This is a genomic window from Vibrio sp. QJM3NY_27, from assembly GCF_057785955.1.
In genome coordinates, this window is record NZ_CM173512.1 from 809,797 (window position 1) to 835,495 (window position 25,699).

General features: G+C 43.8%; 21 protein-coding genes and 1 pseudogene. 13 read left to right on the forward strand and 9 right to left on the reverse strand.

Features of this window, described 5'->3' with window-relative positions:
• Positions 1 to 6: 6 nt before the first annotated feature.
• From gshA to AC3CIA_RS19490, 7 genes are all read left to right on the forward strand, one after another.
• Positions 7 to 1,638 (forward strand): glutamate--cysteine ligase, encoded by a 1,632-nt coding sequence (gene gshA / locus AC3CIA_RS19460; protein ID WP_488519578.1) that lies wholly within the window; start codon positions 7 to 9, stop codon positions 1,636 to 1,638.
• A gap of 6 nt (positions 1,639 to 1,644) precedes the next feature.
• Positions 1,645 to 3,465 (forward strand): ABC transporter ATP-binding protein, encoded by a 1,821-nt coding sequence (locus AC3CIA_RS19465; protein WP_488519579.1) that lies wholly within the window; start codon positions 1,645 to 1,647, stop codon positions 3,463 to 3,465.
• A gap of 40 nt (positions 3,466 to 3,505) precedes the next feature.
• Positions 3,506 to 5,314 (forward strand): ABC transporter ATP-binding protein, encoded by a 1,809-nt coding sequence (locus AC3CIA_RS19470; protein WP_488519642.1) that lies wholly within the window; start codon positions 3,506 to 3,508, stop codon positions 5,312 to 5,314.
• A 61-nt stretch (positions 5,315 to 5,375) separates the two neighbouring features.
• Positions 5,376 to 6,851: a glutathione synthase gene (locus AC3CIA_RS19475; protein ID WP_372243357.1), complete on the forward strand. Its 1,476-nt coding sequence runs from the start codon at positions 5,376 to 5,378 to the stop codon at positions 6,849 to 6,851.
• Positions 6,852 to 7,269: 418 nt separating this feature from the next.
• Positions 7,270 to 7,788 carry a TetR/AcrR family transcriptional regulator gene (locus AC3CIA_RS19480; protein WP_488519580.1) on the forward strand — a complete coding sequence of 173 codons (519 nt, stop codon included), beginning with the start codon at positions 7,270 to 7,272 and terminating at the stop codon, positions 7,786 to 7,788.
• Positions 7,785 to 8,840, forward strand: a complete 1,056-nt coding sequence (locus AC3CIA_RS19485; RefSeq protein ID WP_488519581.1) for an alcohol dehydrogenase family protein — start codon at positions 7,785 to 7,787, stop codon at positions 8,838 to 8,840. Before AC3CIA_RS19480 ends, AC3CIA_RS19485 begins: the two co-directional genes overlap by 4 nt.
• 234 nt (positions 8,841 to 9,074) lie before the next feature.
• Complete coding sequence (locus AC3CIA_RS19490; RefSeq protein WP_488519582.1) at positions 9,075 to 10,169, forward strand: HDOD domain-containing protein; 1,095 nt, start codon at positions 9,075 to 9,077, stop codon at positions 10,167 to 10,169.
• Between the two features lie 111 nt (positions 10,170 to 10,280).
• Here AC3CIA_RS19490 and AC3CIA_RS19495 read toward each other — a convergent pair whose 3' ends face one another.
• The 5 genes and pseudogenes from AC3CIA_RS19495 to AC3CIA_RS19515 all read right to left on the reverse strand — a co-directional run.
• The gene (locus AC3CIA_RS19495) at positions 10,281 to 10,682 is read right to left on the reverse strand and encodes a DUF1090 domain-containing protein (RefSeq protein ID WP_488519583.1); all 402 of its coding nucleotides are present in this window, start codon (positions 10,680 to 10,682) and stop codon (positions 10,281 to 10,283) included.
• A 194-nt stretch (positions 10,683 to 10,876) separates the two neighbouring features.
• Positions 10,877 to 12,397, reverse strand: coding sequence for an SgrR family transcriptional regulator (locus tag AC3CIA_RS19500; protein ID WP_488519584.1), 1,521 nt, complete (start codon positions 12,395 to 12,397; stop codon positions 10,877 to 10,879).
• Positions 12,398 to 12,407: 10 nt separating this feature from the next.
• Positions 12,408 to 13,418, reverse strand: coding sequence for a Gfo/Idh/MocA family protein (locus AC3CIA_RS19505; RefSeq protein WP_488519585.1), 1,011 nt, complete (start codon positions 13,416 to 13,418; stop codon positions 12,408 to 12,410).
• Positions 13,419 to 13,531: 113 nt separating this feature from the next.
• Complete coding sequence (locus tag AC3CIA_RS19510) at positions 13,532 to 14,431, reverse strand: homocysteine S-methyltransferase family protein (RefSeq protein WP_488519586.1); 900 nt, start codon at positions 14,429 to 14,431, stop codon at positions 13,532 to 13,534.
• Positions 14,432 to 14,574: 143 nt separating this feature from the next.
• Positions 14,575 to 14,765 (reverse strand): annotated as a pseudogene (locus AC3CIA_RS19515) (IS110 family transposase); the annotation flags it as partial.
• A gap of 98 nt (positions 14,766 to 14,863) precedes the next feature.
• Between AC3CIA_RS19515 and AC3CIA_RS19520 the strand changes: the two are divergent.
• Positions 14,864 to 15,688 (forward strand): DUF6602 domain-containing protein, encoded by an 825-nt coding sequence (locus tag AC3CIA_RS19520; protein WP_488519587.1) that lies wholly within the window; start codon positions 14,864 to 14,866, stop codon positions 15,686 to 15,688.
• 171 nt (positions 15,689 to 15,859) lie between these two features.
• Complete coding sequence (locus AC3CIA_RS19525; RefSeq protein WP_488519588.1) at positions 15,860 to 16,561, forward strand: lipoate--protein ligase family protein; 702 nt, start codon at positions 15,860 to 15,862, stop codon at positions 16,559 to 16,561.
• 152 nt (positions 16,562 to 16,713) lie between these two features.
• On the opposite strand, the gene AC3CIA_RS19530 is transcribed toward AC3CIA_RS19525, so the two are convergent.
• Positions 16,714 to 17,544: an SDR family NAD(P)-dependent oxidoreductase gene (locus AC3CIA_RS19530; protein WP_488519589.1), complete on the reverse strand. Its 831-nt coding sequence runs from the start codon at positions 17,542 to 17,544 to the stop codon at positions 16,714 to 16,716.
• Between the two features lie 342 nt (positions 17,545 to 17,886).
• Positions 17,887 to 19,965: an alkyl/aryl-sulfatase gene (locus tag AC3CIA_RS19535; RefSeq protein WP_488519590.1), complete on the reverse strand. Its 2,079-nt coding sequence runs from the start codon at positions 19,963 to 19,965 to the stop codon at positions 17,887 to 17,889.
• Positions 19,966 to 20,162: 197 nt separating this feature from the next.
• Here AC3CIA_RS19535 and AC3CIA_RS19540 point away from each other — a divergent pair, with 197 nt between their 5' ends.
• The gene (locus tag AC3CIA_RS19540) at positions 20,163 to 21,065 is read left to right on the forward strand and encodes a LysR family transcriptional regulator (RefSeq protein ID WP_145562724.1); all 903 of its coding nucleotides are present in this window, start codon (positions 20,163 to 20,165) and stop codon (positions 21,063 to 21,065) included.
• A 112-nt stretch (positions 21,066 to 21,177) separates the two neighbouring features.
• Here AC3CIA_RS19540 and AC3CIA_RS19545 read toward each other — a convergent pair whose 3' ends face one another.
• Positions 21,178 to 22,077 carry a DMT family transporter gene (locus AC3CIA_RS19545; protein WP_488519591.1) on the reverse strand — a complete coding sequence of 300 codons (900 nt, stop codon included), beginning with the start codon at positions 22,075 to 22,077 and terminating at the stop codon, positions 21,178 to 21,180.
• Between the two features lie 209 nt (positions 22,078 to 22,286).
• On the opposite strand from AC3CIA_RS19545, the gene AC3CIA_RS19550 reads away from it, so the two are divergent.
• Positions 22,287 to 22,676 (forward strand): VOC family protein, encoded by a 390-nt coding sequence (locus tag AC3CIA_RS19550; RefSeq protein ID WP_488519592.1) that lies wholly within the window; start codon positions 22,287 to 22,289, stop codon positions 22,674 to 22,676.
• Positions 22,677 to 22,727: 51 nt separating this feature from the next.
• A complete protein-coding gene (locus AC3CIA_RS19555; protein ID WP_488519593.1) occupies positions 22,728 to 23,252 on the forward strand; it encodes a hypothetical protein in 525 nt (174 codons plus the stop codon).
• A gap of 169 nt (positions 23,253 to 23,421) precedes the next feature.
• Here AC3CIA_RS19555 and AC3CIA_RS19560 read toward each other — a convergent pair whose 3' ends face one another.
• Positions 23,422 to 23,730, reverse strand: a complete 309-nt coding sequence (locus AC3CIA_RS19560) for a hypothetical protein (RefSeq protein ID WP_488519594.1) — start codon at positions 23,728 to 23,730, stop codon at positions 23,422 to 23,424.
• Positions 23,731 to 24,519: 789 nt separating this feature from the next.
• Here AC3CIA_RS19560 and AC3CIA_RS19565 point away from each other — a divergent pair.
• A complete protein-coding gene (locus AC3CIA_RS19565) occupies positions 24,520 to 25,647 on the forward strand; it encodes a hypothetical protein (protein ID WP_488519595.1) in 1,128 nt (375 codons plus the stop codon).
• The last annotated feature ends 52 nt before the right edge of the window (positions 25,648 to 25,699 follow it).

The window sequence follows — 25,699 nt, forward strand, 5'->3', positions numbered from 1 at the left end:
GAAACAATGAAAAATAATCAAGTATTAAAAATTGAAGCCAATCTTGCTTCCTTCCTACAAAATGAACAAGTTCATGCTTCTTTGGCGGGTATCCGTCGTGGTATTGAACGAGAGTTAATTCGCACACAAGCGACCGGTGGTATCTCAGATAAAACTCATCCAGTCGAACTTGGTTCTGCGCTCACACACCCTTATATCACCACTGATTTTGCCGAGGCTCAATTAGAGTTAGTGACTCCTGCGATGGATGACCGAACTGCGACATTCGATTCTCTTGCTTCACTGCATCATTTTGTTGCGACTCGCTTACCTGAGGGTGAAACCTTATGGGGTGCGAGCATGCCACCACAATTGCCGAATGATGAGGCAGAAAGTGAGGGCGCGATTAGAATCGCTAGCTATGGCACTTCGAATGCTGGCCTACTGAAAAAACGTTATCGAGAAGGGTTAGCCAATCGTTATGGCAAACGCATGCAGCTTATCTCTGGAATTCATTACAACTTTTCTCTGCCGGAAGCATTTTGGATTGCGCTGTACGATCACCAGAAGAGTATCGATAGCAGTGTCGCTCAAATGCCTCTGGAAGCATTCGTTTCTGAACGCTACTTTCATATGATTCGCAACGTGCTGCGTCATGGTTGGTTAGTACCCTATTTATTTGGTGCTTCCCCTGCGGTAGATAACAGTTATTTGCAAGGCAAAGCACATGCGCTTGAAGTGTTTGATGACGAGACTTGTTACTTACCGTGGGCGACATCATTACGTCTGAGTAATCTCGGTTACAGCAGTGATGAGCAGTCATCGTACCCAATAAGTTTTAATAACAGGCAGCAGTATTTATCTGATTTGCATAACGCTTTGACTCGTCCAAGTGAGCGCTATTTGCATCTAGACATCGATCAGCAAATGAATGGTTCTGTGTTACAGCTGGAAAACGAATTGTATGGCTCGGTGCGGCCAAAAATCGTTAACGATACACTGCGTCCGTTGTATGCGATGTGTCATTACGGTGTGCAGTATGTTGAGCTGCGCAGCATGGATAACAATCCATATTTACCACTTGGTATTGCGCAAGAGCAGAGCCACTTTTTGGATCTTTTTTTGGTTTACAGTGCATTAGCGCCAAGCCCCGAGTTGACCGAAGAGGAACGCGCCATTGTCGTTCAACGTCAAGAACTCGTGGCAACACAAGGCCGAAAACCGGACTTAACACTTCCTACATTAGAAGGCGAAGTGTCATTAGAAACTTTGGGGCTTGATCTGTTGGACGCTATCCAACAAATAGCAGCGCTGTTTGATGATGCTTTTTCTACGGATTCATACCAAACCAGTATCTTCAGTGAACGTATGAAACTGCAAAACAGTGACTTAACCCCTTCGGCAAAACTGTTGGCACAAATGAAAGACCAAGGATTGAGTCATCAAGGCTTAATGCAACGTCTTTCTGATGAGCACTTGTTAGTGCATTTGCAACACCAAGTTGAGACGGAAAAAATGGACAACTTAACAGCGTCGGTTGATGAATCGCTTTCCAAGCAGCAACAAATGGAAAGGCAGCCAGACATCAGCTTTGATGATTTTTTGAAAAAGCAAAATCAACTACAGCGCGACTGCAAACAACAAGAAATGATGGTTTAACAAGTTATGGATATTCTTTGGAAATTACGTGGCTACATTAAAATGTTCAGCCGCCAATATTTGATCGCCTTTGTTGTTTTACAAGTGGTCGCATTGTTCAACCTAGTACCTTCATGGCTGATTGGTCGCATCGTTGATAGCATCAGTGATGGTGAACTGACTCTATCATTGCTCATGCTTTATGTGGGTGGTATAGCGGGTTCGGCATTTGCCATGTACGGGTTGCGTTATGTATGGCAGAGCAAACTCTATGGCGCGGCGATTGGCATTACACGAGTCATGCGTAGCGAGCTTTTCCATAAGTTCTCACGCTTATCGCCATCATTTTATTCTCGTCGCAGTACGGGAGATTTGATGGCGCATGCGACTAATGATCTTAATGCCGTGGAAGAGGCGACAGGCATGGGCATCATGACGCTGGTTGACTCTCTTATCGCTGGTTTTACCGTGATCTTCGGGATGATTTTTGTCGTCAGTGGTCACTTAACCGCTGTGGCGTTATTACCATTCCCGCTGTTGGTTTACTTTACTCGTCGTTATGGTGCTCGTTTACATACCGCCTTTGGACATGCGCAAGCGAGCTTCTCTGAACTAAGCGAAGAGACTCGTGAAACCGTTGCTGGTATTCGTGCCGTCCGTTCACATGGTATTGGTCAACGACAAGAGCAACGTTTTGGTAAGACGTTAGATGAGACGTTGGAAGCGAACCTTAAAGTGGCAAAGGTGGATTCGGCATTTGCTCCAACGATCCAATTGGTTTATGGCTTGTCGTTTGTGATTTCATTGGGTTATGGCGCTTGGTTAATTGAGCAAGGCAGCATTACGGTGGGCTTGTTCACAACGTTCACTTTGTATCTTGGTCAGTTGCTAGGGCCATTCTTACAGTTTGGTTGGCAGTTCAATGTATTCCAACGTGGCAGTAAATCATGGGAACGCCTCGACAGCCTACTATCAGAGCCAGAAGACGTAACGGAAGGAACAAAAACCCTATCAGACGACGTGAGATCAAGCCTTGACGTCAACATTCATTCATTTACTCACCAAGGTGCAAATAGACGAACGTTAGAAGCGATCAAATTCAGCGTGAGTGAAGGCGGTTTAGTCGGCATTACGGGCCCGACTGGTGGTGGGAAGAGTACGCTGTTGCAATTGTTGATGAGGCAGTTTCCGTTGGACGGAAATTCGAAGATGGCATTGGACGGTAATTCGATCGATGACCTGACGTTTGATTCGTTGCGAAGCAAAGTGACGTGGGTTCCTCAAAAACCATTTTTATTCTCAGGGACGATTGCTGAAAACATTGCGTTAGCAAAGCCGGACGCTACCGATGAAGAGATTAAGCATGTGGCGAAAATGGCTGGTATTCAAGCTGAGATTGAAGCTATGGCTGATGGGTTTGATACTGAACTACGCGAAGGTGGTAATAATTTGTCTGGAGGTCAAAAGCAAAGGTTAACCCTTGCGAGAGCATTACTTTCAGGTGCCGATATTTTATTGCTTGATGACCCGTTCAGTGCGTTGGACATGAAAACAGAAGTGGTGGTTCGCCGAAACTTAAAGGCGCATTACGGCCACAAAACGATGTTGTTGGTCACTCAACGCTTAACCAACTTGATAGAAGCTGACCATATTCTGGTATTGAACCAAGGTCAAATTGAAGAGCAAGGCTCTCACCACGAACTTGTTGCTAAGCAAGGTTGGTATTCAATGGTTTATCAACGTCAAAGCCAGCTCGGTAAAGACGATATTCAGACCACTACCGATGTTACAGAAACGGCTCACACGTTTAATTCTAAGGCTGTTGAAACGGGAGCAAGTTATGTTTAAGCCAACACAAAAAACTCAACGGTCTCAAAGACAAACAGATATGAAGGCCAATTCAATGTACCGTCGATTGTTGGCTTATTCATTGCCACATAGAGCACGTTTTATCTTAGCCTTTGCGATGTTGACCGTTGCCGTGAGTGCTGAAATGGCGATCCCATGGCTCGCTAAAATTATCTTGGACGATGTGATTGTTCCTCAGACATTTGAGTTGCAACACCTTGTTATATTAATTGGGGGAGTGATGATGTTTTACATCATTGCCGCCCTGTTTACTTACCTGCAGGCTGTCACATTCCGTCATAGTGCACTGCTGGTGGTTAATGATATTCGCCGAGAATTGTTTAGCCATGTGCTCAACTTTCCAATCAATACTTTTGATAAGTTAGCGGCGGGTAAACTGGTGTCGTACATCACCAATGATACCGAAGCGATGCGCAACATGTTTGTTTCTACGTTTCCGACTATTATCCAAGGTGCACTACGTATTACGGTGATCTTCATTGCTATTGCACTACTTGATTGGCGTTTGATGCTATTGAGTTTAGTGCTGATCCCAATTCTGCTGATGACCATGTATTTGTATCGAAAAATTTCGATGCCAGTATTTGATGGTATTCGCATTCAAGTGAGTAACATCAACGGTCGATTGAATGAATCTTTGCAGGGAATGGCGCTCATTCAAGCTTTCCGCCAGCAAAAGTCATTTAAAGAAAAGTTTGAAAAAGAAAACCAAAGCTGGTTTGAATTTAGAGCCAAATCGATCGCAATAGACAGCTTCATGCTGATCCCGCTCACTCGTTTAGTCTCTACATTAACGGCTGCGGGCATTGTGGCTTGGTTTGCTGGCGCTTCGTTTAGCACGGTCGTTGAAGTCGGTACTTTGTATGCTTTTCTTAACTATATAGAACGATTTTTCGACCCATTCCGCCAGTTATCCATGGAACTAAGAAAGTTACAAGTGGCGACGGTTTCTTCTAAGCGTGTATTCGAGCTGCTGGATGATGAATCGGAACATCATCGATATTCTCACCGGTTGGTCGAGGTTTCAGATCCGTATGACATTGAGTTTAAAGATGTTCAATTAAGCTATGAAGAAGGTTCGCTAGTACTAAACGACGTTAGTTTTACGGCTAAAGGTGGCCAATTCACAGCGATTGTTGGTCATAGCGGAAGTGGTAAAAGTTCGGTGATAAACCTACTGATGCGTTTCTACGATCATCAAAAGGGTGCAATTTTGGTGGGTGGACAACCTTTATCGGCATTCCCAGAGGAGCAACTGCGGCAACTGTTTGGTTTAGTGTCTCAAGACCCGACCATATTCAGTGGTTCAGTGCTTGAGAACATAGACCTGTCTGGAAGCTACCTAACTGAACGTGAGCGAGCAGTAAGAACCAAGGTTATCGATGCTGCGAAACAAGTCAAAGCGCACTCATTTATTGAACGTTTAACCAATGGTTATGACCATCAACCTAGTCACGGTGGAGCTTCGTTTTCCGTTGGTGAGAAACAGCTGTTGGCGTTAGCAAGAGCGCTCTCGCATGATCCTAAAATCTTCCTGTTAGATGAGGCCACCGCTAACATTGATAGTGATACGGAAGAGGCAGTGAAGATAGCATTAGAGAAAATCCAAGAAGGCAGAACGGTTATAACGGTGGCGCACCGACTTTCAACGATCAAACACGCTGACCAAATTTTGGTGATGAACAAAGGGCGAATTGTTCAAAGCGGCACGCATCACGAATTGGTTGCTCAAGATGGCGACTACCGTGATTTATATCTAGCCCAAAAGGCGCAAGAAGAACAAGAACATCTAAGCAGCAAGCTAGGATTGTCGGCTGCCACAGCATAGTTGATGGGCGTGTTATTAGAAGAATGACACGGCTAATCATTAATACTTGAGAGTAAAAATAATGAATATCGAAAAAGCATCATTGATTTCACAACAAACGATTGAAGACGCTTGCGAATGGGCAATTATGCATGGTGTCGCTTTCCGTCAGGCCGATAATACGGCGAGGCATTGTCCTTTCAGTATCGCGCCAATGACAATGGAACGTAAGGTATATGAGCACTTACGTAAGGTTACGCCTCTGATGACTAAGTTGGTGAGTAACGTATCTGAGGATCATGATTTCTTGCAGTCATCATTGAGCGATATGGCTAAGGCTGACCCGTTTTTTGGTCGTTTGATGGAGCTGCACTTACAAGCGCATGGCAGTGCTGATGAACGCTTGAATCCTGCTCGTCAGCCACTGTTGTTAATGCGCACTGATTTCATGGATGACCGTCAACACGGTGCAAAAGTGATTGAGTTTAATGGTATTGCGGCAGGCATGGCTCCGTTTGGCCAGAAAGCGACAGAGTTTCATGCCTATATGCAAAATCAATGGCCTGAAACTTACCAAAAATGGTTGGAAGATAAATCGGCGACTCCGGCTGGAAATCAAGGTCTTGAACAACTGGCTTTCGGTATTGCGACTTCTGCGAGAAAGGTGAGAGCGGACTTCAATTGTTCAGACAAAAATGCTCCTGAAAAACCAACATTTTTGATGGTGGTGCAGAAGAATGAAGACAATGTGTATGACCAACACTTACTAGAAGTGGAACTGCAGAAGCAGGGTATTCGCACGGTTCGACGTACCTTTGAGCAGCTCAGCTCTCAGCTTTCTTCAGGCGATAACAAGCGTTTATTGCTCGAAGGCATTGGCGCTATTGATGTGGTGTATCTGCGCGCCGGCTATCAGTATTCTGACTATTGGGCTCCAGAGCTAAACGAATCTATTTGCTGTCATACGCTTAGCCAAACTCGCTTGTTCATAGAGCAGCACCATGTGGCAATGAATGCGACGATAAGCCAACAACTCGCCACCAGCAAAACCATGCAAATGTTGCTGACCATGATGCCTGCGTCAGAATACGGACGTTGGGGTTTAACACTAGAAGAGGCTGAATTGGTGAAGAGTGTATTGGCGGACATGAAACCAATCACCAGTGAATCGATTGAATGGTTTAACACGCAAGCCGACAAGCAAGAGTGGGTGCTGAAAAACCAAGGCGAGGGCGGTGGCCATTGTGTATTTGGTGACGATATCAGTGAAAAACTGAGCCAACTTAAACCAGAAGAATACGATGCATGGGCATTGATGCAACGCTTGTACCCACATGAACGAGACGTACCTACCATTGCAGTTCGTGACACTCAGCAAACGCTAGTGACAGACTTAGTCAGCGAAGTCGGCCTATTCACCGCTTACTACCAAGGTAAGCCAGTTACCGAATTAGACGGCTACGCGGGCTACTTAATCCGCAGCAAACCAGCCAGTGAAAACGAAGGCGGGATCCACAGCGGAAAAGGTATTCTCGATTCATTGGTGTTGATTGATTAACCCAAGATATCGAACAAAAACCAGAACCCACGTTCTGGTTTTTTTGTATTTGTCATCCGCAAAGTCAATGTGTGGGTACAAAAAGAATCACGTTGCTGACTTAGTAAAAGCCAGCGGTGTTTGTCCTGTTTGTTGTTTGAATAATCGAGTAAGTGTTTTGGTATTTTCTCCAACTGAGTGAACTAACTATCTGGTTCTTGTTTCCGATGATGTTGATGTTGATGTTGATGTTGATACGCAGCCGACTCTAGATTTAACGGTAAGTCTCTCATTCATATTGATAAATCCCGCGTCCTATTTGTTGCGGGATTTATCATCTGATCCTTTCGCAAATTTGCATATTGACATGGGTAGAATGATCGCTCTACTATGTATGTAGAACAATCATTCTACCTTTGGTTAGGTATAAGAGGTCAGCTTGTTAAGAGAACAGATTGCAGCAAGTCTTGAAGTGGCGTTTAGCCAACAAGGGTTTGCTGAGCCGAGTGTGGCTCAACTGAAGACGGCGTGTAACGTGAGCCTACGTACGCTCTATAAACATTTTCCATCGAAAGAAGCGATGATAGTGGGCGCCTTAGAGCACCGTCATCACCGTTACCTAAATTTCCTATTAGAAAATGCACCTGCTGGTGGCCTTGAGTCGATGCTTGATATCTTCAACAAGTTACAACAGTGGATGGAAGAGTATGCGCCGCACGGTTGTATGTCGATGAATGCGATGGCGGCTTTTCCTGACAACGAGATAATTAACCAAGCTGTTACTGAACATAAACGAGAAGTAAAAGCACTTCTGGGTAAGCAGAGTCAACGAGACGATCTGGCTTCAGAGCTTTTTCTACTTCATGAAGGTGTATCAAGCGCGTGGCCAGTATTAGGCGAAGAAGCGGTGACATCAGCACAGAATATGGTGACAAAATTACTCGAGGAAACACGATGAAATTCGAACTACCTAAAACAATGAAAGGCGTAGAGATGTTAGGACACGGCGGAGCAGAAATGCTTGGTTACCGTGAAGGTATCGCTGTTCCTGAAATTGAACCTAATGAAGTGCTGATCAAAGTGATGGCTGCGGGCGTAAACAACACGGATATCAACACTCGAATCGGCTGGTACTCAAAAAGTGATGACTCAGACGACGCAAGTTGGTCGGGTGAAGCGTTGCAGTTTCCTCGTATCCAAGGCGCTGATGTGTGTGGTTTTATCGTAGCAGTTGGGAATGAAGTCTCTACCGATCGTATTGGTGAACGTGTTCTTATCGAACCTTGTTTGACTGAAGTTTACGGACGAGATCTGCCACAGCCATGGTATTTCGGTTCGGAGTGCGATGGTGGCTTTGCGGAGTACACCAAAGTGGCCGCGAAACACGCTTATGCGGTGAACAGCACTATGTCGGATGTTGAGCTAGCGTCTTTCCCGTGCTCTTACTCGACCGCAGAAAACATGCTAACCCGTGCCAACGTAACCGAAGGTGATCGCGTGCTTATTTCTGGCGCATCGGGTGGTGTGGGCTCGGCTGCTATTCAACTAGCCAAAGCTCGCGGTGCTCATGTGATTGCCATTACTAGCCCAAGTAAAAACCAACAGTTACTTGAACTTGGCGCAGATGAAGTGGTTGCTCGTGATGCTGATCTGGTTAAAGCGTTAGGCGCAAACAGCGTCAATGTGGTTATCGACTTAGTTGCCGGTGACAAGTGGCCTCAGTTCCTTGAAGTACTGAAACCCCGTGGCCGTTATGCCGTATCTGGCGCAATTGGTGGCGCTATGGTCGAGCTCGATGTACGAACTTTGTATCTCAAAGATCTCAGCTTTTTTGGTTGTACGGTTTTAGAACCACAAGTGTTCCAGAATCTAGTCAATCGTATCGAGAAACAGCAGATCGAAGCAATCGTCGCGCAGTCTTATCCGCTCGCTGATATCCACAAAGCACAAGACGAGTTCTTGAAGAAAAAGCATGTCGGTAAGATCGTATTGGAAGTGTCCCAGAGCTAACTTCAGACAGTGCCACACATCTAACCTATGTAAGAGCGAGCCAGTGTTATGTGCTCGCTTTTTTGTTTCTGACGAATACAGGAGGCCTAGTTTCGCAGGCTGTTGAGTAACAGATCCTATACAGTTGAATAGTTAATGATTCAATTGTCACTGTATGGTTTATGAGTTGTCTGTGCGATAATCACCGCCGTTATATATCCCTATCTATGTTGTATTCATCTAGGAGCCGTATTGATGTTTAAAAGGGTATTGCAGGCATTATTCTCACCTTTTGTTGATCCAAAAAACAAACCCTTTGCAGAGCCTGTCTCAAAAGAGCAACAACAAACCGTTGCTACTGATTCCGTTCAGTCTTCAACCTTTGTTCCGCCGTCGTCAGCTCAACCATCATCATTAATCGTCGATAAGACGCTTAGCCTTCACGATGGTGAGTTCCTTGATTACTTGTTTGGAGAGTCTCGCCTGCGAACAGAGTCAGACCCATTTAGTGATTTTGTTGCTTGTCAGATCGAACGTTTGATTCGCTCTCCAAAAGCCTTGCTCAATGAATTGCCAGTGATGCCAGCCTCTGTGACCACATTAATGGCAGAATTACAGAGTGACGAATTTGACGTAGATGCATTGCTAAAAGTAATTGAGCGCGAGCCGAGTATGGCTGCCGATGTAATTAAACTGGCTAACAGTGCTTTCTACAAACGCAGTGAAAAACAGGTAACCGACTTAAAAACAGCATTCCTAAATATGGGTTCTCAAGGACTTGTTGAAGGGGTTGTGAATAGCTACATGAAGAACTTCACGCCGGGCAACAATATTTACTGGCGTCATTTCGGTGAGAAAATTTGGAATCACAGCGTTCAAACCGCGTCTTTTTCTAAGGAGTTGATGAAAGACTCTTCATCCCAAGAAGATCAAGCGGCGGCGTACTTTGTTGGGTTGATTCGCAACTTAGGCAAGATGATCATTTTCCAAATGATGGTCGAAGCCTTCAAGCATGTTGATCCTTCTGTTCCACCCAACTCATTAGCATTGAAGCGTTTGATGAACAGCTACTCTATTCGCCTGACTTACACCATTGCTAAGTTCTGGGAGTTGCCAGAATCTGTGCTGACGGTGATTGGTTATCAAGAGTCGAACCGATACGAATGCACGCCACTTGGTCAAGCTGTGTTTGAAGCTAACTACCTGAGTGAGCTGTACTATTTACTAGAAGAACAAACGATTGAAGTCGAGCAGTTTAAGCGCAGATGCAAAGAGACACTGATTTCACCAGCGGCATACAAAGTGGCTAACCGTATCTATAAAGAGTCTGAGTTAGCGCTGGTAGGATAATAACGGCCTAGCGTTGGCTAGGTTGATTCTTGAGGTCGTCAAAAAGCGGTATTTTCTAAATGGTCTTACTAAGCAGTAAAGCAGTAAGACCATTTCTGTATCTAGCTTCGATTAAGGGATCTCAGTCAGTTCTTGCTTCAATTTATCGATTTTACGCAGTTCTTTTTCGATCTTACCTTCATACTTTCGAATCTTATCAGCTCTGTCATCTCTCTTGGCTTCTTCTAGGTCGGCTTGGTATTCAGTCAAATCTTGCTCATTTGATTCAATTTTCTCACGCAGATCATCCTTCAAACCTTCATTGGTGCAGTTCTCTTTCGCCGCTTTCAACGCCGTGGTTAATCGCTCTACTTTGTACTGATTGCCGTACTGTTCCGCTTTCTTTATCTGATATTCGATCTCACAGAACTTCTTCTCACAGCCCGTTAGCGCGTCGCATTGAGTGCTAGCAGCTACGCTGTTAAACGAAAATGCGCAAAGAAACAGTATTGAGCCTTTTAGGTGTCGAGTCATGATTTACCTTCTCACTGGGTCTATTTAGCTTGAGCTTATTTTGTTTTTACTGTTCTCAAGCTTACCTTGGTTGAGACTAATTTAGCCTAGCCTCATGTCTATTTTACTTTAGCACCCGATCACTTCGCTATTGGCAGGGGAGTGTTAAAGATAAGTCTCTGTGCCTAATGACTTATTTTTGAACATGGCTAGATTTACAAATGGTTAATCCACAACTGATCGAGTTCGCACCAACCGAAACCATTCACTTGCGCGCCGTGTATCCTTTCAGAAACTTGTAAATTGAACACCTCTTGCTTGAGCTCAACCACAATCCCTGAGTCATTCAACCAATGCTTCAGTGCCAACAGTGCATTCATCGCTAATTCAAAGTTTGGCTGGTTTCTTATTAAGGCTAAGCCTTGTTGGATTGTTTCTAGCATTTCAGCAGGTAAAGTTAAGTCCTCAAACGGGAAGCGAGTGAAAAAGCTTAACCACGAAGTAAAGGTGTCGTTCTCATCAATAATGCTGCACAGCGCGACGTCTTTGGTAGTTAGGTAGTTAGTTAGGTAGTGCCCATATTCCACGCTGGTTTTGCTGTCGCCGGATACTGATAATTGCTCGAAAAGGGTTTGGCATTCAGAGGTGTCTTCAACGGTGAATTCACGAACTGATTTAGTTAATGCTGGGTTCTGAACCTTGAAAAACGTTGAACCGAAATCCGGTTGGGAAGCATGGTCATCGCCACGCACGGTGGTCGTTTTTTCGGGCAGTTTCACACACACCTGATTTTGAGCGCAGGCTTTGCTTTGTGCCCACTCTGGATAGACCCATAACTCGGCTCGATTGAGAATCGGCGTGCTGTGTGAATAGGCGCTATTGCGGCTCAATCTCAACATATTGCTCGAGAAGATGTCTAATGAGAACGCGCCAGATCCAATCAGCCTTTCAGTCGGTGATGAGTGATCAAATATGGAGGCTTCAACTCTGGCAAGTAGGCGTGGTAAGTGCCAATCAGGTTGATTCAATTTCACGACAACCACATTACCAGTCGAGACAGAGACCTCATCAATATGCTGATAACAACGACGCCATATTTTGCTTTGAATTAGCGAGTTAAGGTTGCGTGCTATGTCTTGAGGTTCGAGTGTTCGACCGTTATGGAACTGAACGCCATTGCGAATTTGAAAGTGCCACTGTGTCGCATCTTCATTAGGTTGCCAATGATAAGCCAGATCGCCGCTGAGTTTACCGTGCTTAACGGAGGTTAGGCGTTGGCAAGTTTGCATCACTAAGAAACGTTCGGTGCGTCTAAGTACTCGTTGAGGGTGAAGCGCTTCGAGTTCTCGGTGAAATGGGATATACGCGATATTCTGCGCAGATTGATTGGTGCTGCTTAGAAAGGCTTGTAACTCAGCGCCAGCATTGCGGCCGTTGAAGCTTAAGGTGCTAAACACCTGTTCTATGTTGCCTGCGTCAGCTTGGGTTTGAGCGTATTGGTAACACGCCTCAATGGGCTCAACCAAACACGTGAGTTGTGCCTTCTTGCTGCGGCCTGAGCTAGCTTGCCACTCAATCCAACCTTGCGCTGTCATTGCTTTGAGTAAGGTCTGAACGTGACGTTCACTCACGTGCAGCAGTGTGGCCAGTTGGTTGACCTGACAGTGCGATACTCCAGGCCCAAAAGCCTGAAATATCTTTTCATACAGTTCAAGCTTGCGCTTAAGGTTGCCCAATTTTCTTTTCCTAACGACGAGGTTGAGTTAAATGTTTATAACCAGAGTCAATGAGTGCTTTTTCCATCGTGTCGAGAACACGAGAGGTTATCTCTGAGCTTAGGATATTCGATTCAGTTTTGCTTTGAAGCAGCAAATCTGAAAAATGGTCTATTTCAAATTCGAACCCATTCCCCGTCACTCGGCTATTGATGGTCGACTTCTGCCCTTGATGTTCAATCTCAATAAAGGCCGGGTTCCACCATTTTTCGTGAATGGTGATCTTAGTGTTGGGCCCAGTCAAGTGTGCTGATCGGGGAAGGTTTTGCACTGTTGATGCCGATATCTTACCGTTTATATCACCAGAGAAGGTAAAGCACGCATCGGTATCAACATTCGCCCCCTCATACAGACATGACATCTCTACCTGAGGTTTTGAAGGATTCACACCCAGTGCTCGACACAAATCGTAGAAGAACCAAAGCCCATAGACTCCAACATCGAGCGTTGCTCCGCCTGACAAAACCGGATTGAAGATGAACAAATCGGGCTCATAGTCGTGATGGTTGCCAAAGCTGGCTTCGATTGAGTCTACCTGAATGTTGTTGTCGACCAAGAATGATTGAAGCTCACGGTATGCGGGAAACACCACAGTTTTCATCGCTTCTAACAGCATCACGCCATTTTGTTTCGCGAGGGCTTTCATCTCAAGCCAGTCAGCAAGATTGGTGAAAGCCGGCTTCTCGACCAATACGTGTTTATTGTTCTTTAGAAACAACTCGGCGAGTGGCTGGTGGTATGGGTGAACCGTAGCGATGTAAACCACTTCAACATTTGGGTCATTCGCCATTTCTTCATAAGAGCCATAAGCCTTGTCACAACCAAACTTGTTGGCGAACGTAGCTGCGCGTTTATGGTCTCTCGCGGCAACCGCATAAAGTTCACCATGCAGACAGTGCTCTGTTACAGCTGTTGCGAATCGATTGGCGATATTGCCTAGCCCTGCGATGCCCCATTTAATTTTTCGTTGCCTGTCGCTCATCAGTTGCTCCAAATCGTTGTTTTGTATCAGTGTACTCAGAGACGCCACATACAAATAGAGAACAGATTTCTCAACCTGTTCTCTATTTATTTTATTCTAGTTGAAGCTCTGGATCAGCTCTGTATGGAGCGTTTCCAATCGGCTAGGGCTTGAATGTGTTTTGGCCCGATGCCACAACAGCCACCGACAATATTCGCACCCAATGCGTACCAGCGTTTTACATAAGTTAAATAACCCTGGCCATCCAGCTCACGCATTTCTTGAAACATGTCATTAGCTTCATGTTCGCTGCTGATGGGCGCAAAGTTATTGGCGTAGACACCAATTTCTAAATCACTGCCTAGCTCATCGATCACTTTCTTAGCATCGATAATGGCTTGATCCATCACTTCAGGCACTGAACAGTTAAACATAATGCCTGTCGCGTTTGATTGGCAGGCAAGTTTGATGGCGTCTGTTACGCTCTCGCCAGAACGAATATTGGCACAATCGCCCTTGGTGTCTTCCAAACTGAATGCGTAGTAACACGGCTTATCGGACTGCTTAAGTACCGCATGAATGGATTCGAATTCTTGCAGGCTACAGATGGTTTCTGCTATCCAAAGATCGATGTTTGGGTCTTGGGCATCGTAAAGCGTTTGGATGATTGGCGCCGCTTTTTCGACCTTAAATAAATCTGGTCGGTAGCTACCAAATGGCGGTGGAATCGCGCCCGCGACTTTTACTGTGTGAGGGGCATTATCAGCAACCGCTTTAGCCAGTTCGCCAGAAATTGCTGCTAGCTCAAAACCTCGTTGCTCGAACAGCTCTTCACCCAAGTGAAAAGGCACACACGCATAGCTATTGGTGATCAGGATTTCAGCACCTGCATCGACAAAGTTTTGATGCGCTTGGCTAACAAAGTCGGGTGCTTCAATCAGCGCTTGAGCACTCCAAAGCGGTTGAGAAAATGGCGCGCCGATTTCTTTGAGTTCTCGGCCCATGCCGCCATCAAGTATGGTTAGTGTTTTCATATTCAATACTATCTAAACAATTGCTGAAGTTCTGCCGTCACCATATCAGACAACCTTGTCAGACAGAAGCCATCAAGACCCTGTGTTATCGAGAAAAGGTGTCGGACTGTTTTGGAGATAGCCACGGCATAATTTAGATTCATCCTTTTCCAACAATGTGCACCACCACACGTATCATCACCTATACGTATGAGTTGCATATTTGCTATTGTAGTCAGTAGTTTAGAGCGGGTTACTGACTTATGAAGCAGGACCTTACCATTTTGGTCTACAGCATGAACACTGAAGTGGTTTTAGCTAGGTCGATACCGCAGAAATAAGAATAATCAGACATGGTGCCTCCGATGCAAATAAGTACCACATAAGTGTGGCAGATCCTCGGTAGGGGGAATCCATGTCATTCGTTAGAGTTACTCAGGAGTTTGGAGTTAAATGGCACTATATCAAAGCTATGCAAAAGAATTAATGAGTAAGTTAGGTCGGTTGAACGATCTTGTTGGGCACGCACCTTCCATAGGTACATATCATGAAAATATCGTTGGAAATTACTTAAGAAATTTTATATCTCGACGCTTCTCAATAAAAACGGGTTTTGTGTACAATTCTGAAACTAATGAAGTAAGTCCCCAAATGGATATATTAGTAATTGATGAAAATGTTCCATCAGCATATCTTTTTCAAGATGATGATTTTGTTGTATCCGTCCCTGATGCTGTCGTATGCGCTATTGAAGTTAAGACAAATTTTGATAAAGAGGCTTTCTTAGATATAGCAAAAAAATCAGAACAGTATCGAAAGTCAAACCCAGCAGGATTTAATCTTTTAGCGCTATGCTTTAAAACTAAAGTAGTAAAAATTGAAACGATAAATGGTTGGTTTAAAAGTGTAGATATTGAAGATACGTGGCTTAATTACCCTAAGAGCATAACAATACTCGATGATTGTATTATAGAGTCTTTTCCTGCGCCAATAACCCTGCCGACTGGTTCGTGCCGTATTGTATGTAATGATAATGTCGAGGAAAAATCAGAAGCATTATTAACGCACTTTTTATTTTCTGTAATGAAACTCTGTGAATTAAAGGCTGGAGTAAATAGCGATAAAACAATCAGTTCTATATTTTCAGGGGACTTTGATAAACTATTTACATTAAAGCACAAAGTATTTAAATATGGTGAAGGCATGATTGAACTCGAGGAGCTTAACCGCTCAGATGGCTCTAATATTTATACCAAACCTAGAGAAAAGCAACTCTAACAGATAAGGATTAAGGTGTTGCGCAGCCAACACTAAATCCCGAGTGTTGAACAAGCCCGAAGCCACTTTATTAAGTAAATTGTACGATTGGGCTTTGGAGATATGCTTATCTCATCAACCATTGCAGAATGTTAAATGCTAAGTCACCACAATTTGTAGAGGAAAAGTGCATTGAAGTTAACGAATAAACTCGTACGTTACCCGCACATTGATGTTGCTCGTGCGTTTGAAAAAGAAGCTGAATTATTACAGCAAATTCAGGCGGGTGAGATTGGACAAGCCTTAATGCTGTGGCAAGCAAAAATGCCAACACTCGTTTTACCCGCAGGTAAAAAGTGGCCAGTGACGGTAGAGTCTAGAAAACAACTTGCGGCACAAGGCTGGCAACTCACCTCACGTAAAACAGGTGGCGCTCCCGTTCCCCAATTGCCGGGTATCATTAACCTATCGCACATTTACCATTGGCCTCGTGATGAAGCCTACAACATCCAAAAAGCGTATCTGCATTTATGTGATGTTTTAACTCAGTTTTTTAAAGAGTTAGGCGTTGATGTGGACGTACACGCAACCCCCGGTTCTTATTGTGATGGTGAGTACAACCTCAATATCAATAAACAAAAAATAGTGGGTACTGCGCAGCGTGTTTTGCTTAAACAAGGGGGCGGTCAAATCGTACTTTCGCAAGCCTGTATCTTATTAGATGTCGACTTAGAGAACATCGTTGCGCCCGTAAATTTTTATAATCAAATTTGCGATAACCCAACCGTGGTGGATGCGCAGGTTCATACTCCATTGTCCGAACATCTCACAACTCTACCCAACGTAGATTCACTTTTTCAACGGTTGAGCCAAGCTTTTATCAAGTACGCGTAATGTCGCTATGTCGTTAACGCTATGCCAATTTGTTGGGAGAGGAACCATTTCAATGCTATCGAAATAATAGTTGAAGCTCTCTCGTCACGACATCAGACAGTTTTGAGTTTTTGGTGCCCCTAAATATGGAGCACTCCTTGTATTGTATCTGGCTAGCGAGAGTGGGATTTCAGCTCGAGCTGTTCTGCAAGTAACTGGTCGAGAGTTGTCACCAGCTTTTGATTTTTCTCCGTATCTAATGCATCAGCATGAGGGTCTTTGAATAATCCCGAATCATTATCAAAGTACCGTCCTGAGGCATCAGAAAATTCTTTCGACAGTGCAGCTCTGCACAAGATATCAGCACCAATCCCTAAGTCATTGCCTTCCAAACCATACGCATCTTTAACCAATTTACTGCCAAGAAATGAGGCCGGATTAACGGGAATGATTAGGGGCCCTTGATCTCCTAATTGGTGCGCAAGATGGATTGACCACATCGTTAACGCCAACTTACTTTGTGCGTAGATGGGGCCATCTAAAGCGTCAGGGTTTGGGCTGACTATCGCCCCGAGATCGACCGATGACTGAGCGGCTGAAGATAGATTGACGATGCGACCGTTGGCATCAAAAAGTGGTAGCAGCTTTTGAGTCAGTAAATAAGGGGCAATGGTGTTGACGGTAAAGCGGACATCGAGATTGTCTTTGGTGGTGATCTCGGAAACCTTGTAGACGCCAGCGTTGTTAATGAGTATATCGAGCTCTTCATGCTTCGACTTTATTTGGTTGGCTAGGGCTTTAACTTCAGAAAGAGAAGAGAGATCAGCAACATAACTTTCGATAATCGCATCCTTGGATAATCGAGAAAGGCCGGTTTCTACTTTGCTGAGTTTTGTTGGGTTACGTCCATGTATAAGGATGTGATGCCCTTGTTGGGCTAACATTTTCGCGGTCTCTAAACCGATACCATCTGTCGCACCTGTAATCATGATCTTTTTTTGCATCTTCCTTCCTTTGAAACATTGTCCGTGGAACTTTTATAACAAAGTTTTACTACGCAAAATTTCTATTGGTTCACATGATGGAATAAAGAAAGAGTATGAGATGTGTTGTAAGTGAGAAATATGACAATACTGAGGTAACTAAGGTAACTAAGATAACTAGGGTGACCAGATCGGGTGTTGTTATTTTTAAAGTTTGGTGGGGTACGGAAAGGGAGGGCGTAAGTTTATATCTTGATAAGAAAAAGCCTCAACTAAATATATTAGCTGAGGCTTGGTCGGTATTAGCCTAGTGATAGCCTATATTGGCTTCGTTGACGTTATTATTATTCTGTTGTTTAGATCTTAATGAGCGTGCACAGCTGAATCTTGGTATAGCTCTGCATCAACTTCTTCGCCTTTATTCGGGCGAGGCACAATCTCAAAAGAGGTGTCAGCTTCTGTTAGTGAAGACAACAGCTTGTTCAATGATGTCTTATCACCTTTCACACCTGCTTGACCTGCTTCTATCAGTTTATTGAGTGTCGTTTTCTTAAGTACGATATCAGACACGTCAGACTTATTGATGATCAATGTGGTCTCTGCGTCTTGCAGTTCTGATACTTGAATGTTGTTCAGGTTACCGTTAGACATCTCAACGTAGTAGAACTCTTTTACATCAGGTAATTGAATGTTCATCGTAAATGGCGTGTTCTGAGCCTTCAATGAATCCACTTTTACCGCTAAGTAATCCAACAAGTTCTCAATGGTCATGTTAGCCAATACATCCGGTGATGCTGTTTTCGGTGCGCCCGGTTGTGTGCCAATACGCAGTTCTTGAGCACCTGTTAGGTAGATGTTTCTCCAACCAGCGCCTTCTGATTGATAACCCAATTGCTCGTAAGTATCTGCCAATAAGCCACGTGCAACTTTGTTCTCTGGTTCAGCTTGAATCACCTTATTCAGTGCTGTTGCAACGAAGCGGTATTCACCTTCTTGGAAATCTTGCTGTGCTTTTTCTACCACAGCATCGCTGCCGCCCATGTACTCAACAAACTTCACCGATTCTGGCTCGATTGGTAATGGGTTTAGGTTAGCTGGGTTCATGTCGAAGTACCCAAGATACATGTTGTACACAGCGCGAGCGTTGTGAGAGTAGGTACCGTGGTAACCATTGGTGTGCCAAGACTGTTGAATGCTGTCTGGCATTACCTTGTAAATCTCGTCACCGATATCTTGTAGAACCACACCGTTATTGGCTAAACGAAGCGTTTGGTTATGAGTAAAACCGTAAGCATCGCGCTGCATTTTTAGGTAATCGGAAATCTCTTGTTCACCCCAGATTGGGGCTGAGTGAGACGCAAATAGCACCTCTGTTTCTTCGCCCCAAGTGACTAACATCTCGTTGATTTTTTTCGACCACTTCAAACCATCACGTACTTTTGCACCGCGAAGCGTGTACAGGTTATGCATACCTTGGTAAGTCAGTTCACCTGTCCAAAGCGCTTTCATGCTTGGAATATACGTCACCATTTCTGATGCCGCTTCTGTGCCTGAAGCGTCCATGAATTGCATTTCTAGGCCGTCAATCACCAGCGTTTCAATTTCTTCGTTATGGTTCAGCTCGTAGTCAGGCAGTACGTAAGTAATGCTACCCGTCGATAATCCTTTAGATAACGCGGCATCAACAATACCGTGTTCATGTCGGTTCAACGTAGCGCCGTATTGATATGCGGTACGACGAGACATGGCATTACCCGCCAGTACGTTTTCGTCGACGATTTCTTTAGTGATGTTTTTCGAACCGTACACTTTCACATCTGGGTAAGCGTCTTTAATCGCTCTTGCGCCACCAAAGTGATCAGCGTGCGAGTGTGAGTAGATCATTGCGACAACAGGCAGTTCACCACCATCAGGCACATTGTTCTTGAAGAATTTGAGTGATTTAGCGGCTGCTTCTTTGGTGAGAAGAACGTCGTAGGCGATCCAACCGTTGTCACTACGGATGAAAGAGATAGACGCTAAGTCTGCGCCTCGAACTTGGTAAACCTTACCAGGAACAACTTCATACAAACCTTCAGCTGCTTGGTTTAGTACTGCTTGGCGCCACAATGAAGGGTTAACCGAATCAGGCGCTTTGTCTGCGTTTGATACACTTGGTTCGATAAAGTTGAAGCTATTGCGGATGATGTCGCCTGTTTCTTGGTCGAAACTTGCAATCAACCCTTTGTTGTTATTATCGAAGGCTCGCGTGTCTGAAAAATTCAGTGTTTTTGCGAACTCTTGATTAGCTTGTGTTGTCATTTCGGTAGCATCTTTACCACCTTGATCGCCAATTTCACTGAAGTGTGCATGGTCATGGTCATGGTTTGCAGCAACAGCAGGAAACGCAAGAGAGATTGCAAGGAACAGTGAAGCATTTTTGAAAGTGCGTGAAGTTGTCATTGGAGCCTCTTCAATTCGGGAAATTGTTTCGTTGAGAGGATTATAGGACTGTAAAACATAGTGAGAAATAAAGTAAACTTTAGTTAATACATCACGAACTGTTATGTATAAGCTAAACTTTAATCAAGGACAGGCTTTAGCGCGTTGTTTTATTGAGACGCAGCCTGAAGTAACGGTTTTAAATAGGGAGTGCGTCTGTGAGTGACGTTGAAAAATTAGATTTAAACTTGCTGAATGTGTTTTTAGAAGTGTATCGATTGAAGTCGATAACTTTGGCATCTGAGTCTTTGGGTATGACACAGCCGGGTGTGAGTGGTGCACTGAAGCGATTGCAGTCTCAGTTAGGCACTGATCTGTTTATCCGAGAGGGGCGAGGGATCAGTCCGACGAATGCTGCAACGCAATTAGCTCTTAGAATCGAACCTGCGTTAGACGGTATTTCTAGTGCTGTAAGTTCATTGCAACAGTTCGATAATCAACAACATCATGTGTTTCGAATTCTGGTTAATGAGATCGGTTTGACCAAGCTTCAACCTCTTGTGGAAAAAGACAATACTCTTGGAAATATCTCTATTGAGTTCAATATGGTACCGAGTAATGAGGAGGATCTTCTTCAAAGCTTAAGTATGCAGCAAGCCGATTTAGCTATCGATATCCACTACCCGCAAGTTAATGGATACATGAATCAGAAAGTGATTGAGGATAGGTTGGTGTTGATCGCTCGCAAGGGGCACCCAAGAATTGATGGTTCAGTAACAGAAGCACAATATTACGATGAAAAGCACGTTACTTTTAGAATGCGTCGTTCTCGCCTATACACTGCCGACTATTTTACTAAACAGGCTATCAAACCGAGAAAAGTGAGCTCTGAGTGTGATTCATTGATGATGATGTGTGTGTTGGTTTCTGGCTCTGACTGTGTCGGAAGTACTTCTCGTGACTTTGCCTATCAATTTGCGGAGCGATTCCAACTTCAAGTTCTTGAACAGCCATTTGAGGTGCTTCCGATGCAGCAATATATGATTTGGCATAAAAGAACAGAGTCGAACCCCGCTCATCAGTGGTTGAGAAACAGGATTCAACAATACATGGCTGACTAAAGGCTTCTCCAGGTTAACCGTCAGTTGGTTAACTGTCTAAAGCCATTCAAGCATGCATTGCTGAGGTTCTATGTGTTCATTGCTGATGTGCTAAGAGCTTATAGGAATCTGATTAACGAGCCGCTCTTGCCGCTCGTTTTTGTTTTGCACTTTCTATCATTTTAGAAGGCGTCATACCCGTTACTAGCATGGTGCCAGTAATAACAAGAATAGAGCCGAAAATGGTGTTAAGACCAATCGCTTCGTCTAAGAATAAGTTGCCCCACAATATACCAAATACCGGAATCAAGAAGGTGACAGACAGAGCCGAAGGCGCACCTAATTCTGAAACAAGGTTGAAGTAAAGCAAGTAAGCGAGACCCGTACAAACAGCCCCTAATAGTATGACGGATGTTGTAATCGTCAAGTCTGGCGCTTCTCTCATCGGGAAGAAAAAGACGAACGGCAACACGATCAATACGGCAGCCCACATGCTGCCATGAGCATTATTGAACGCCTCAACTTTTGGCGCCTGTTTTGTGTAATTAGACGCTATCCCATAACTAAACGCGGCCATCATAGCAGCCAAAATAGGAACAATTGCCTCTTGGCCAATGTTCATCGCATCCCAACCCACCAACACACCAACGCCAGCCACACCAATACCTAACCCGAGTAACACTCTGCTTTCAAGTGCGGTTTTCGTCCATATAGCACCTATGATCGCCGCCCATATTGGCGCCGTTGAATTGAGAATGGCAAGGGTAGAAGCGTTAAGTGTTTGCGCAGCGTAAGCGAACAATAAAAAGGGTACAGCGGTATTAAACAGCCCAAGAATAAAGAAATGTTTAGCGTGATCGTTGAACGCCAATTTCTTTCTTAAATACAAAGACACCAACAGTAGCGTGATTGCTGCAAACATCACTCGTGCTTCAATTAATACTGCTGGCCCCAATGGATTCGCAGCTATTCTCATAAAAAGAAACGAGCCACCCCATATCGCAGCAAGAGTTATTAGTTTTAAAAAGTTCACAGCTTCAATCTCAGAATGTGTAAAACATCGACTATGGATCAAAGCTATGTATTACACAAACTTAGATGTTAATACTGTGCAGCTACTTGTTATTATTTTGATAACTCAACTGACCGTTAAACAGGAACACATTAGATGAATTTCGTTCTGTTTATTGTTCCTTTTTTGATGAGTAATCTAACGTTAGACATCAAACTTAGGTGAACAGAATGAAGATTGAACACATCGCAATATGGACCAAACAGCTCGAAGTACTTAAGCGGTTTTATGAAAATTACTTTGGTGCGGCGTCTAACCAGAAGTATCACAACCCAGCCAAAGGCTTCTCGTCTTACTTCTTGTCTTTTGATAGCGGTAGCCGTTTAGAGATTATGGAAATGGATTCGGTTCCTGAATCAAAGGATGATATTTATGACCAATTCACAGGCTTCATTCATATGGCGATTTCATTGGGCTCAGAACAAGCGGTCGATGAGTTAACAAGCCGCTTGATTCAAGACGGTTATGAGCGCTTAGATGGTCCAAGAAGAACAGGTGATGGCTATTATGAGAGCTGTATACTCGATCCTGATGGAAATCGCTTGGAACTTACCGTTTAATGTAGAGACTTAATTGAGTTACTCATCTACTAACGGAACGGAGGTATTACAATGATGAAGCGTGTTTTGACTTTCCTTTTTAGTCTTGGGCTTATGGGATGTGCTACCTCAGAACCGGTATATGAACCAAAGGCTGACTCGAAGCCTGAACCATCCCAACCCGTTGGATACCTTGGCTTCAAAGCCCATCAAGAATGGGCCATTCAATTTAACGACTGTACGGTCTATGATCTAACAGGTGCACAACCTTACCAGTGGTTTGATCGCACTTCAGCCTCTGTGAGCTGTTATACGTTTAAACCAACCGATGCTGTCGAGCCTTTATCAGTCTATGCCGACGCAAATTTCTACAGCAATAAACTAACCCCGATTAACCGCTTTCAAGAGCTGCAGGTATCAGAGTCAGGCTGGGGCAATTTTCCTGCCGTCTATGAAACCAACGGCACCAATTGGCTGAAAGTTAAAGAGGGTTGGATTCACCTCACACTAGCCGATCAAACGCTCGTTCAGTTCTACCCTGGAACTCAAGACCAATCTGGTAAATCACAGCATGACCAGTATTTTGAGCAGCATTGATGTTGGGGTGCCATTCGTCCCTATCGAATTGGTAGGGGCAAATGGAGCCGTGAATTATTGACCTTTCTTGAGTTGGATTATAAAAGGCATAATGGCATTGAAAACAATCACCGCGGCGCCAATCAGCGTTATGGTGTTTGGCAACTCGGCAAACAACAGTAACCAAGAATCATGAGTAGATTATCTGTGAGAACTCAACATTCGAAACCATGTTCGCTTCTCCCCATTTGTAAGCGTTGACACCAAACCATTGGCCGATAGAAGAAATAACACCGACCAACACTAACAGCACCAACTCATACCACGTCGGCCATTGCCACTCGATAAGCGGCGGAATCAGCGCAACACCCCCACGAATATGACTTGATAAGCTAGCACTACGACCTTCTATTCCACATTCGCCATTTTCCTTACGCAGATAGCGGCAATCGTTGTGCCTAACGTGGCCACTAAGCCGAGTTCCAACGTAGAACAACATAGAACAGAGACTCGCTTTCTAGAGTGGGAAGTCTACCTTGGTAGAGGGGGCAAACAGAGTTTTCAAAATATTGAGAGAGAGCATTAATAAGAACTCATTAACTTTTCATTAATTATATTAATAGAAATTAGATAAAAGCATATAAATTATCATCTTGTCGGTTAATAATTGAACGCAGTAGTAATTTTATGGTGGTTTTTATATTTTGACGTAATTAACGAACGCGGTAGATATCTGAGGATATAAGCTGAATAATGAATATTACCATTTTATTGGTAAGGGTAATTATCTCTAATAGTTCTTCTTAATATAAAAACAATGTAAAAGCGCTGATAGTATCAACAGTAAGGTGGTGTAACGATGCGAGTCACCACAAATAAACAGGCTTATTTTTATAAAAAGTAATTCCCTCTCGATTCTGAGTGTGGCTATTGCATGAATGAATTTGAAATAATGTTACATGTGATAATTTAAGCTGTTGTTTTTTATGGGTATAGTTTTTCATTAGATTTTATGGCTTGGCTAGGGCTAAGAAGACTTTTAAATTTTACATTGATGAATTGATTAATTAAATTAGCGCTGTCTGTTTAATCAATTAAATGGCGTGTAAGCAATGGTTATCAGAATGGATAATGTCACTTGTAATCGTTGATAGTGTGAATTTTAAAATAGGGCAAAGACCCTAGGGTGAATTTAACTATCAACAAAGTTGTTATACCCAGAGATATCATTGTCTTTTCTTTAATTTCTTACCTAATAATATGTAGAGTTAATACTATGAAGTTGTCGATGAATAAATCATTGTTACTAGCAATGTCAGCGTGTTTTTTTTCTAGTGCAAGTTTTGCAGGAATTAATAGTGATTATCATGTGGTGGCCGATGACTTAACGGCTGATCATAATGAAAGCAACGGCGTACCTATGCCTTTTTATGCTAACGGGAGAATGCAGTCAAAACTCAGTGTTTCTGTTTCCTTCGCAGATAGCTACGGCAGACCAGTGACCGTATCTAAGAGTGACTTAGAAGGTGCGATATCTTTTTACCTTAAGAATAGTGAACAAGAGTTAGGCAAAAATAAAGACTGTACCTACGGAAGAGATTGCTGGGGGTATACATTGAACCCAAATGACTATTCTCATCAAATGGGCAGCAATTATCGGTATTCTAAAGGCCTACCAACGTCTCGTGTTTCATCATCTGATACCAAATTAACCGCTTGGGTTTACAGTAACGAAATCGCTCAGCATCGCGAAGTTTGTATGAAAGTTAAATTTAATACTGGTAGCCAGTATGACAATAACTATTACGACAGCTGCGCTTATCCAAATGAATCAAGTGCCTTCTATCAAAGCGTACAGCCTAAGTCCTATAGTGCTGCTGACTTTTCAGAGATTGGAGAAGGTGACAAGGTATGGGAAGAAAGTAATGCTGATGGGTTCTATTTCGACAAAGCTGAGATGTATAACTTCTATGTGACGCCCAAAGATACTTCAGTGAAACTGGTCGAGGTTGCTATGGATAACTTCGACGAGTCGGACAGCGATAAGGTGTTCCTAAACGATGAGTGGTTAGGTTGTTATTCAGATTGCACTAATGGTTTTCGTTCAGTGAAAGGTTATGTGTTCGCTCCAGGTTCAGAGCGTAATGTATCTGATGAATATGTTTGGAATAGCGCCGCTGGCGAAGGTCGCACGGCGGTATGGCGAGTTAACCAGCAACTAAGATCAGTGACTCTGAGCCAATTGCTTTATTCAAATAGCGGGACATCGAACAATGATTCTCAAAAAGAGTACCGATTTACTGTATTTGACCAATACGGAAATAAGGGACCACTAAAGCTTATTTATCCGCAAAGTGAATTTACCGGTGGCGGCCAGAAATGGGATTACACCTATTGGAACCTGGTTAGCCAGTAACATTCGGATAAAACAGAGTTAGCCCAACCATTTGGGCTAACTCATTCACTTT